The following is an 11462-nucleotide window of genomic DNA, read 5'->3' on the forward strand; positions in this document are numbered from 1 at the left end:
CTTCTGCGCGATCATTGGGCTTGCGGACGTGGATGCCCGGCTGTTCGGCATGGTCGACCAAGCGCAGAGCCTCACCCATCAAGCGACCCGCTGACCACAACCCAATTCCCTACGCATCAGCCGCCGCTATTTTGCTGTCCAATAGGGCAAAGGGAGGGGTGAGGCATGACACGCGCGGACTCAACCGGGCGGCATGTGCGCCTCTTGTATCAACGCCGCGACAATCGCGGCAACTCAATACGGGAGGCACGGCACCGTGACCACGCCATCAGCACCAGCAGCACCTTCGGGAAGCATCACGCTGCGATATGTCGAGTTGTGCAAGTTCCGGCGCCTGGGCAAGGTCCAGCTGGACCTGGACTCGCAGACGACGATTCTTGTGGGCGCGAACAACAGTGGCAAGACTGCCATCCTTACCGCGCTCCGGCACTTCCTGTCTGAATCGTACCCCTTCGGCGCGTTCGACATCAGCCTGTCTGAGTGGCCCGCGCTGCGTGCGCTGGGCGTCAAGTGGGAGGCATTGGCGGAGGATCCGGCGACCGCGACACCGAAGGATGGCGACGACTGGGAAGGCCAGCTCGCTACGCTGCTGTCAGCAATGCCCACGCTGGATCTGTGGTTCGATGCTGAGGCTGGGATGTTTCACTACGTCCAACCCTTCTTGTCCAAGCTGGTCTGGAAAGGGGGCGCCGTCGGCGTCCGGCTGCGCCTAGAGCCGGCTAGCGATGTCGCGTCGCTTCAAGAGCTGGCCTGGGCTTACAACGCCGCGCGCCAGCCCGTGAAGGGTATGAGCAACGATTCGCATGCTTGGCCGATCGACCTGTTGGACTACTGGCTGCGCGAGCCTCGGAAGCTAGGTCAGGTCAGGTCGTACAGCTTGGATGGGGCCAACAATCCCATTCAGGGGATCAAGACCTACCAGACGCAGCCCCTGGCGGCCAGTGCGCAGCCGGCCGACCGCAAGCACTTGGCCAAACTGATCCGCATCGACTTCGTGGCCGCCCAGCGGGGCTTGGGCTCGGAAGAGGCCGATTCCAAGTCCACATCGTCGTCAAATCCCGTCGGATTGTTTTCGAACCAGCTCCTGAAGTTCGCGCGCCAGCATCTCAACGTCGCCGTGACGGGACACGGGCAACGCGCCGACCTCATCCAGGCGGTCGCCAACGCGCAAAAGGACCTGGATCAGAAGATCCACGATGCCTTGGCACCCTCGGTGGCTGAGGTGAAGCTGCTCGGCTACCCAGGCCTTCACGATCCCCAGGAGATCCGGTTCAGGACTCGCATCCACACTGCCGACCTTCTCGACCACAGCACCGCCGTCCAGTACAGCATGAAAGGTGGGACCGGCGAAGACATGCTGCCGGAGTTCTCGATCGGCCTGGGCTACCAAAACCTGCAGTCGCTGAGCTACCAACTCGTGTCGTTCAAGACTGCGCGCATGAACCCCGAGAAAGGCTCGCCGCCGCCGGTTCACCTCGTTGTGATCGAGGAGCCAGAGGCCCACCTGCACGTCCAGGTTCAGCGAATCTTTCCGGCTAGGGCGCACAAACTCATTAGCCCAACCGACGAGGATTCCGTCGCGCTGCAAAGCCAGTTGCTGATCAGCACGCATTCAAGCCATCTCGCGCACGCAGAGGACTTCAACCGGCTGCGGTACATGCGGCGGATTCCACCATCTGAAGTCCACCCTATGCCGAGTACCGAGGTCGTCGACCTCGGCGAAGTGTTCGGCGACGATGATGAGACGCGTCAATTCGCAGAGCGCTACTTCCGCGTGCAGCACACCGATCTTCTGTTCGCCGATGCCGCTGTATTCGTGGAGGGCGTCGCAGAGCGCATGCTTGTGCCGCTCTTCATGGAACGTCAGCACGCCAGCCTGAGCAGCCGCTACGTCTCCTTCCTGGATCTTGGCGGCAGCCACGCCCATAGGCTGAGACCCCTCATCGAGAAGCTTCGGATTCCGACCGTGGTCATCACCGACCTCGACCCGACTGAGTTGAAGGTTGGTCCCAAGGGCAAGCCGCGCTGGATAGCCACGGCGAACACAGGCCAGGCCGGCCTCAAGTCCGGCAACTCCACGCTGCGCGACTGGCACCCACAGTTGCAGGACGTGGAGGACTTCAAGGTACCGACTCCTGCCCAACTCATATGGACCGGCGCCCCGGAATGCAAAGTGCGGTTTGCATGGCAACTGCCGGTTGCCGAGGCGGGCAGTCAGTGGCCAACGACTTTTGAGGACTCACTGGTCCTGACCAACATCGATTGGTTTAAGGGGTTGAACAAGTTGGCTGAAGAAGCCGAGGCCGCGAAGGCCAGCGGTCAACAAAAGGCTGACGATGACAAGAAGGTCAGACCGCCGACTGGCGCACTGGCTGACGTGGCGGAGGCAGTTGCTGACGCTGCCACTGCTGTCGATCTGCTGACCGCCCTGCACGCATTGATGCGCAATTCGTTCAGCAAGGGCGATTTCGCGGCCAGCATCTTCGAGTGCGTCGCGGCCGGAGAGGACGTGAAATGCCCGAAGTACATCGCTGACGCCCTCACCTGGTTGCAAGACGAGCTTGATCCCGCCGGAGGGACCACGCCATGAGCGGCGTCTTGGTGCCTGAAGGCAACGACCGCGATGCGGGCGTCGTCGAGGAAATCTGCGGATACCTGACGGAGCAGCCGCCGCGCAGCTTTTTCATGTTCGCGGGAGCCGGCTCGGGCAAGACGCGCACGCTGGTTGAAGTGTTGCGCCGGCTGACCGGCGTGGTGGCGCACGACAGCGGCGGAAAGCTAGCCCGCCGCCTACGCCTGTATGGGCGATCGATCCGTGTCGTCACATACACAAAAAACGCGGTCGCGGTCGTCAGCGGCCGGTTGGGCAGCAACGACCTGGTCGCCGTCTCCACCATCCACTCCTTCTGCTGGGAACTGATCGGCGGCTTCGACGACGACATCCGCGAGGCGCTCATTGCCGTAAAGACGGCAAAGCTCGAAGGCAAGCGCGCCAAGGCGTCGAAGAAGGAGAAGGGAATCAGCAAGACGGACCTGAGGAACTTCGCCGAAATCGAGGCAGAGATAGAAGCTCTAAGAGCCGTGCCGACGTTCATCTACCATCCCGACAAGGACACCTACGGTGAAGGAGCCTTGCAGCATGGCCAAGTGCTAGAGGCCACGGCCTGGTTGCTGTTAAACCGGCCAACGCTGAAAACCATCCTGCACGACCGTCACCCCGTCATCCTGATCGACGAGTCCCAGGACACGATGAAGTCGGTTTTGGACGCGCTGATGAAACTGGCTGAGCCCAGGGGCAGCGGCCTCACGCTCGGCCTCCTCGGGGATCACCGCCAGCGCATCTACATGGAGGGGCATTCCGACCTTCCCGGACTCGTGCCTGACGGCTGGGCCAAGCCCGAGCTCAAGATGAATCACCGCAGCCAGCAGCGAATTGTTCAGCTCATCAACAAGATCTGGTCGTCGAAGCTGGCCGGTCGGACACAGCCAACATCAGGCGTCGAACAGAACCATCGCACCGAGAAGACCGGTGGCATTGTTCGCCTGTTCATCGGGCATACATCCCTCTCGACACCTGAAAAGCGCCAAAAAGAAGCCTGGGTTGCATCGCAGATGCAGCAGGCGACCCAGAGCAACGCCTGGGCGACGCCTGCCGGCTATCAGTCGCTCGCGTTGGAGCACAAACTGGTCGCAGCGCGCGGCGACTTCTTGAATGTGTACACGGCGATGACCCTTATTGATCCGAACGCCGCCGCGCCATCGGGTAGGGGTGACAACACTGGGCCTGCAGCCGCCCGCCTGCTGCTTCAGGATCTCGCGCAGCTCGCGGCCTGTGTGGCCGAAGATGGGACCATCAACGACTTCGCGACCACAGAGATGCTGAGACGCGCCGGCTGTCTTGATCAACTCCCGGCCGTTGCCGATCAGCGGATCACGCGAACCGAGGAAATTCATGGTGCCGTCGTGGCGTTCGGCGCGGCATCCATCAAGTCAGGTGCCATCGTCGAAGAGGTAATCGCGCCAATCATCAAGGCGCAGGTGTTCAAGGTTGACGCCCGGCTGCTGCAGCAGTTCGCTGACGAGACCCCACCGCCGGCCGCTCCCATTCCGCGCAAGGAAACCGAGACGGACGACGCACGACGGCGTAGAGGGTGGTACGCCTTGTTCAACGCGCCGTGGGCCGAACTGGAGCGGTACCGCCGCTACCTGGCCGGCAATTCCGAACTAGCCACGCACCAGGTGGTCAAAGGGTCGGAGTTCACTCACGTCATGGTCGTTATGGACGACGAGCAGTCCGGCGGTAACCAGATCTCTTACGACAAGCTTTTTGGCGCCACCGCGCTGGGAGAGAGTGATTTGGACAACGTCCAGGCCGGCAAAGAAACAACCATCGACCGGAGCCTGCGACTTTTGTACGTCACCTGCAGCCGTGCCTGTGAATCTCTGGCGCTTGTCTTATGGGCTGAAAACCCGACCGAAGCGCTGAAATTCGCGCAGCACGAGAGCGGCTGGTTTGCCGAGCAAGAAGTTTTTGAGATTCCATAGGACGCCGGATCAGACCAGGGCCGGAGCGGCTGTTCATAATCGACTCAGCGATCACAAATCTCGAAGCACCTGGTACTGGATGCAATGCGGACGTACGAGCAATTTCGCGTCGGACGGTCGCTATTGATCGCAGCGGTCGCTCGGGTGGCGACCGCGAGTGACGGCACCCAGCCTGAAGCAGCCAGATCGTAGAGCCGCTCTGCAGCGAGGCCGTGTGACAACTCCCTGGCAGTTCGGGCGAGTCACGCTCAAACCGCAGATTTTTCGGCTTTAGCGAATTGACGTCGTCTGAGCGTCGGCAAGGCGACGCTGGAGCGTATTCGAGGCTTTACATCGGGCCTTCAGCGGCTGCAAAGGGCGCCTATCCGCCCAACAACCGCATCGCCTTCTTGGACTCCTCAAAGCCCAAGATGGCAAGGACGCGTTTGAAGTTGTACGCCAACACGTTCAGGCTCATCTCGGTTGCGACGTTCTGCATGCCTCGGGTCAGGAAGTGCGTCCAGCCCATCCAGTGCTTGAGGGTTCCGAAGACGTGTTCAACGGTGCTCTTGCGCACGGTCATGGCGTTGGACATCTGGTCTAGCCGTTGCTGGGCCCTGTCCATGACTTCCTCATGCTCCCATCTCCTGATGCGTCGGTAATTGCTCGTTGTGCATTGCGCCTTCATTGCACAGCCAGGGCAAGCACTGGACCAATAGATGCTGATCTGCAGTCCAGCCTCTTCTCGGCTGAAGCGGTGGATGGCTCGTTCGCCTGCTGGGCACTGGTATTCGTCGGCATCAGCGATGTAGATGAAGTCTGTCTTGTCAAACCGGCCCTCTGCTCTCGCATTGGATGTCATGGGCTTGGGTACAAGCGCTGCAATCCCGGCGTCGTCACAAGTCTTGAGCTCCATACCGTTGTAGTAACCGCGGTCGGCAATGGCCTTCAATCGGCGCTTTCCCATCACATCACGCGCGGCCATTGCGATTGCACTGAGCTGTGACCGGTCGCTGCCATTGTTGGTGACCTCATGGGCGACGATCAGATGATTCTTCGTGTCGACCGCTGTCTGCACGTTGTAGCCCACCATGGCCGTCCCCTTGGCGCTGTGGGTGGTCATTGCACGTGCGTCAGGGTCCGTCTGGGAGAGCTGCCGATCAGGCAGCGTCTCCAGTTGCGCCTTGACGACTTGAAGGTCTTGCAAGCGCTGGCGCATCTTTTGGATCTTGCCTTGCAGACGCTCGGTCTTTGCCTGCATCTCAATGGGCTGGGTTCGATCCGCAGTCTCAAGGGCATCAAGGTAGCGCTGGATGCTCTCCTCCAGCTCCCGTTCACGTCGCTCGATCTTGCCTGGCGTGAAGTTGCGCTCGCGGTTGTTGACAGCCTTGAACTTGCTGCCGTCGATGGCCACAACGGCGTCGGTGAACAGCTTCAACTCGCGGCACAACATCACGAAGCGACGGCAGACGTTGCGAATGCCTTTGCCGTTGTCGCGGCGGAAGTCTGCAATGGTCTTGAAGTCAGGGGCGAGCCGGCCGGTCAGCCACATCAGTTCCACGTTGCGCTGGCATTCGCGCTCCAGTCTGCGGCTGGACTGGATGCGGTTGAGATAGCCGTAGAGGTACAGCTTCAGCAGCACTGAGGGGTGGTACGAAGGCCGCCCGGTTGACGCCGGCTGCAAGCCCTGGAACTCCAGAGACGCAAGGTCCAACTCGTTGATGAAGGCATCCACGATTCGAACCGTGTTGTCCTCTGCGATGAAGTCATCCAAGCATTCCGGCAGCAATGTGACTTGCTGCCTGTCCTGACCTTCGATGAATCTGGACATATTGACCTCGCTGTTCAATATGTCTGCGGACTCTACCGGCTGGATAACAAAGCTGCGAGAGGGTTTTCACACGGCCTCCAGCGATTGCTGTCGGCGCGTGCTGCCCAGCGTTTTCACGCTATCGGGCACAAAGCGGCTGTTGGTCACGGCGAGAGTTGCTGGCCGGAATGACGGATGTCCGAGGCACAGCGGGCATCAGAATTCCTTGACGTAGCGACTGCGGCGGAAATGATGTCGCCCTCATGGTCAGGCTGTCAGCGGCAGCCGAGTGCATTCGCGACCGCCGCCCCCTATTTGCTGCATCAAGACCGGAGTTGGCCAGCGCTTGACCTCCGCATCAGCCGATAGACAACCGGCACCACCAGCATGGACAGCAGCGGCGCACTGAGCATGCCGCCCACCATCGGCGCAGCGATGCGCTGCATCACTTCGCTGCCAGCGCCCACGCCCCAGAACAGGGGCAGCAGGCCGGCCACGATCACCGCCACCGTCATCGCCTTCGGCCGCACGCGCAAGACCGCGCCCTCACGGATCGCGTCGAGCAGATCGGCGTCGGTGTTCAACCCCTTCTCCAGCCGTGCCGCCCAGGCCTGCTTGAGATACAGCAGCATGATCACGCCGAACTCGGCCGCCACACCCGCCAGCGCAATGAAGCCGACCACGCTGGCCACCGACAGGTTGTGCCCCAAGGCCCAGAGCAGCCAGATACCGCCGATGAGCGCAAAGGGCAGCGTGGCCATGATGAGCAGGGCCTCGTCCAGGCGGCGGAAGGTCAGGTACAGCAAGAGGAAGATCACCAGCAGCGTGAACGGCACCACCAGCTTGAGCTGGGCGCTGGCGCGCTCCAGGAACTCGTACTGGCCCGACCACGACACCGAGTACCCCGCGGGCAGATCCACCTGCTCGGCCACTGCCTGCTGCATGTCCAGCACGGCGCCGCGCAGGTCGCGGTCGCGGATGTCCACGTAAACGAAGCCGGCCAGCCGCGCGTTTTCGCTGCGCAGCATGGGCGGGCCGTCGGTGATGCGCAGGCGCGCGACGTCGCCGAGCACCAAGCGCTGACCACGCGGCGTGACGATGGGCAGATTCCGAAGGTCGGCGAGCGAGTCGCGAGCGTCGCGCGGGTAGCGCAGGTTGATCGGATAGCGCTGCAGGCCTTCCACAGTCTCGCCGATGTTCACGCCGCCCACCGCACCAGAGACCACGGCCTGCACGTCGGCGATGTTCAGGCCGTAGCGCGCGGCTTCGTCGCGGCGGATGTCCACATCGATGTAGCGGCCACCGCTCAGGCGCTCGGCCAGTGCGCTGGTGACACCGGGCACGCCCTTGATCACCGCTTCAATCTGCTGGGTGAGGCGGTCGATGGTGGCCAGGTCGGCACCGGCCACCTTCACCCCCACGGGGCTCTTGACGCCGGTGGCGAGCATGTCGATGCGGTTGCGGATGGGCGGCACCCAGATGTTGGCCAGGCCGGGCACGCGCACCGTGCGGTCTAGCTCGTCCACCAGTTTTTCAGGCGTCATGCCCGCTCGCCACTGGTCGCGCGGCTTGAACTGGATGGTGGTCTCGAACATCTCCAGCGGCGCCGGGTCGGTGGCGCTGTCGGCGCGCCCGGCCTTGCCGTACACGCTGGCCACCTCGGGCACGGTCTTGATCAGCCGATCGGTCTGCTGCAGCAATTCGGCGGCTTTGGCGGCCGAGAGGCCGGGCAAGGCGGTTGGCATGTAGAGCAGGTCACCCTCGTCCAGCGGCGGCATGAACTCGGCACCGATGTGCTTGAGCGGCCAGAGGCTCACCCCCAGCAGCAAGGCCGCTACCAACAGCGTCGTCTTCGGCGCCTTGAGCACCGCATTGAGCACCGGCCGGTACAGCGCGATGAGGCCCCGGTTGAGCGGGTTGGCGGTTTCCTCAGGAATGCGCCCGCGCACCAGATAGCCCATCAGCACCGGGATCAGGGTGACCGCCAGACCCGCCGCCGCTGCCATGGCGTAGGTCTTGGTATAGGCCAGCGGCGCGAACAGCCGCCCTTCCTGTGCCTGCAACGTGAACACTGGAATGAAACTCAGGGTGATGATCAGCAGCGAGAAGAACAGGGCCGGGCCGACCTCGGCGGCTGCGTGGCCGATCACCTGCCAGCGTCTCTCGCCTTCGAGCGCCTCGCCTGGGTGTTCGTGCGCCCAGCGCTCCAGGTGCTTGTGAGCGTTTTCGATCATCACCACCGCCGCGTCCACCATCGCGCCAATCGCGATGGCGATGCCGCCCAGCGACATGATGTTGGCGTTCACGCCCTGCTGGTGCATCACGATGAAGGCCGCCAGAATGCCCAGCGGCAGCGAGACGATGGCGACCAGCGCGCTGCGCAGGTGAAACAGGAACAGCGCGCACACCAGCGCGACCACGCCAAACTCTTCCAGCAACTTGATGCCGAGGTTATGGGTCGCGGCCTGAATCAGGCCGGATCGGTCGTACACCGGCACGATTTCCACCCCTTCGGGCAAGCCTCGCTGCAGTTGCGCCAGCCGCGCCTTGACCGCTTCGATGGTCTGCAAGGCGTTCTTGCCCGAACGCATGACCACCACGCCGCCAACCGCCTCGCCCTCTCCATTGAGTTCGCCGATGCCGCGCCGCATCTCGGGCCCGATCTGCACGCGCGCCACGTCGCCCAGCCGCACCGAGACCCCGGCATCGGTGGTCTTTAGCGGCAGCGACCGGAAGTCGTCCAGGGTTTTCAGGTAACCGTTGGCGCGCACCGCGTATTCGGCCTCGCCGAGTTCGAGCACCGAGCCGCCGGCTTCCTGGTTGCCGCGCGCCACGGCCTCGCTCACCATCTGCTGCGTGATGCCGTAGGCCGCCAGTTTGTCCGGGTCCAGCACGATCTGGTGCTGGCGCACCATGCCGCCGATGCTGGCGACCTCGGCCACATCGGGCACCGTCTTGAGCTCGAAGCGCAGGAACCAGTCCTGCAGCGAGCGCAGCTGGGCCAGGTCCTGCCGCCCGGTGCGGTCGATCAGCGCGTACTGGTAGATCCAGCCCACACCGGTGGCGTCGGGACCGAGCGATGATTTCGCCGTGGCCGGTAGGCGGGACTGCACCTGGTTCAGGTACTCAAGTACCCGCGAGCGCGCCCAATACAGGTCCACGCCATCGTCGAACAGCACATAGACGAAGCTGTCGCCAAACATGGAGAAACCGCGCACCGCCTTGGCGCCGGGCACCGAGAGCATGGTGGTGGTCAGCGGGTAGGTGACCTGGTTTTCCACCAGCTGCGGTGCCTGGCCGGGCCAGGTGGTGCGGATGATGACTTGCGTGTCCGACAGGTCGGGCAGCGCGTCCAGCGGTGTGCGCAGCATCGACACCACGCCCCAGGCGGTGATCATCACCGTGGCCATCAGCACCAGGAAGCGGTTGGCGATGCTCCAGTGGATCAGGCGCGCGATCATGGCTTCGCTCCCGGGGTCGCGGGCTGGATGCGCGTGATCTGAGGGATGTCGCCGTCGCGCATCTCAAACTCGACCTGGACCGACTGGCCCGCCGCCAGACCCTTGGGTCTCTGGTCGGCGGGTGGCAACCCGAAGTCCATGGTCATGGCAGGCCACTTGAGCGCCGGGATGGCCGGGTGGTAAAGGGTGACGGTGTCGCCATCCACCGCCTTGATCTCGGCGGGCGTCTGATGCGTTGCCGTTGGCATGGTGCCGGGCTGCTCCGTCATCTGCATTGGCTTGTCCATCCCCGCCTCTTGAGCCGGGCTCAGCCGTGCCAGCAAACCGTTGAGGCTGGCCTCGGAGTCGATCAGGAACTGGCCCGAACGCACCACCTTCTGCCCGACTTGCAAACCTTGCAGGATCTCGGTCTGGTCGCCCACTTCGCGCCCGGTGCGCACCTCCACCGGCGTGAATCGGCCATCGCCTTCGGCCACCATCACCACGCTGCGCTGGCCGGTGTGGATCACCGCGTCGCTGGGCAGCAGCAGCACCTTGGCGGCGTCGGGGTTGGCCAGGCGCATCTGCACAAACATGCCCGGCACCAGCCGGTCCTGGGGGTTGGCCAGTTCCAGCCGCGCCTTGATCGTGCGGGTGGCCGGGTCCACCGACGGCAGCAGCGCCTGCAGCCGACCAGTGAAGGTCTGACCCGGGGCAGCCGGGCTGGTGGCGCTGACCTCGGCGCCGGGCTTGAGCTGGGCGGACTGGCTCTCGGGCACCTGGCCTTCGGCCCAGACGCTGCCTGTGCCTTGCAGCCGCATCAGGGTCATGCCCGGCATCACGGTCGCCCCTTCGCTCACCATCAGTTCTGTCACCACGCCGCCGAGTGGCGCGCTCAGCGTGAAGCGGGGTTGCAGACTGCCGTCGCGCACCACGCGCTCGATCTGCGCCGGGCTCATGCCCGCCTGTCGCATGCGCTGCTGCGCTGCCTCGCGCAACGGCGCCAACTGCGCGTCCTGTTCGGCCATGCGCGCCACCGCCAGGTACTCCTCCTGCGCCGCCACCCAGTTGGGCACGTAGATGTCGGCCAGCGGAGCGCCCTTAGCAACGCGGTCCTGCGTGGCGCGAACGTGCAGCCGCTCGACGAATCCCATCGACCGGGCGCTGACCAGCACCTGGTCGCGCTCGTTCCAGGCCACGCTGCCGACCACCGACACCGCGCTGTCCAGCCGGCCTTCGCTCACCTCCACCGTGCGCAGTCCCAGGTTTTGCTGTACGCGCGGACTCACGGTCACCCCGCCCGTGTCGGCCGCGCCGCCAGCACCGGCGTAGCGCGGCACCAGCAGCATGTCCATGAACGGCGACTTGCCGGGCGCGTCGAAGTTCTTGCCCGGCACCATGGGGTCGTGGTAGTTGAGGATTTTCGAGCCGGTCATTGGGTCCACGTCGCCCGCCTTGAGGCCGTCGCGCATGTGGCGCTCGGTGGCCTCAAACCCCTGGTTCATGCTCCAGGTGCTGGGGTCCTGTGTGGAGGCGCTCGCTGCGCCCGCGTCGGTGGACGCGCCCTGGGGTGTGGCCATGCCCATGCTCATGCCGGCGTTCATGCCGGCGGTCCAGGCGCCGTAACCCACGGCGCCCAGGATGGCCAGAGCGACGGCCGAAAGGCCAATGGAGGTGGAGGTTTTCAT

5 protein-coding genes are annotated in these 11462 nt (G+C 63.8%); 2 read left to right on the top strand and 3 right to left on the bottom strand.

Features of this window, described 5'->3' with window-relative positions; genetic code table 11:
* Positions 1–256 precede the first annotated feature (256 nt).
* Together HPF_RS15945 and HPF_RS15950 are read left to right on the top strand one after the other, a co-directional pair.
* Positions 257–2590, top strand: a complete 2334-nt coding sequence (locus HPF_RS15945; protein WP_243721596.1) for an AAA family ATPase — start codon at positions 257–259, stop codon at positions 2588–2590.
* Entirely contained in the window at positions 2587–4545 is a 1959-nt protein-coding gene (locus HPF_RS15950) for a UvrD-helicase domain-containing protein (protein ID WP_133157156.1), read from the top strand. The genes HPF_RS15945 and HPF_RS15950 overlap by 4 nt, the downstream gene beginning before the upstream one ends.
* A gap of 361 nt (positions 4546–4906) precedes the next feature.
* On the opposite strand, the gene HPF_RS15955 is transcribed toward HPF_RS15950, so the two are convergent.
* From HPF_RS15955 to HPF_RS15965, 3 genes are all read right to left on the bottom strand, one after another.
* Entirely contained in the window at positions 4907–6355 is a 1449-nt protein-coding gene (locus tag HPF_RS15955) for an IS1182 family transposase (RefSeq protein ID WP_133156498.1), read from the bottom strand.
* 302 nt (positions 6356–6657) lie between these two features.
* Entirely contained in the window at positions 6658–9795 is a 3138-nt protein-coding gene (locus tag HPF_RS15960; RefSeq protein ID WP_133157157.1) for an efflux RND transporter permease subunit, read from the bottom strand.
* On the bottom strand, positions 9792–11462 hold the full coding sequence (locus HPF_RS15965) for an efflux RND transporter periplasmic adaptor subunit (protein WP_133157158.1): 1671 nt from the start codon (positions 11460–11462) through the stop codon (positions 9792–9794). Before HPF_RS15965 ends, HPF_RS15960 begins: the two co-directional genes overlap by 4 nt.

The organism is Hydrogenophaga pseudoflava, from assembly GCF_004353865.1.
GTDB classification, from domain to species: domain Bacteria; phylum Pseudomonadota; class Gammaproteobacteria; order Burkholderiales; family Burkholderiaceae_C; genus Hydrogenophaga; species Hydrogenophaga pseudoflava.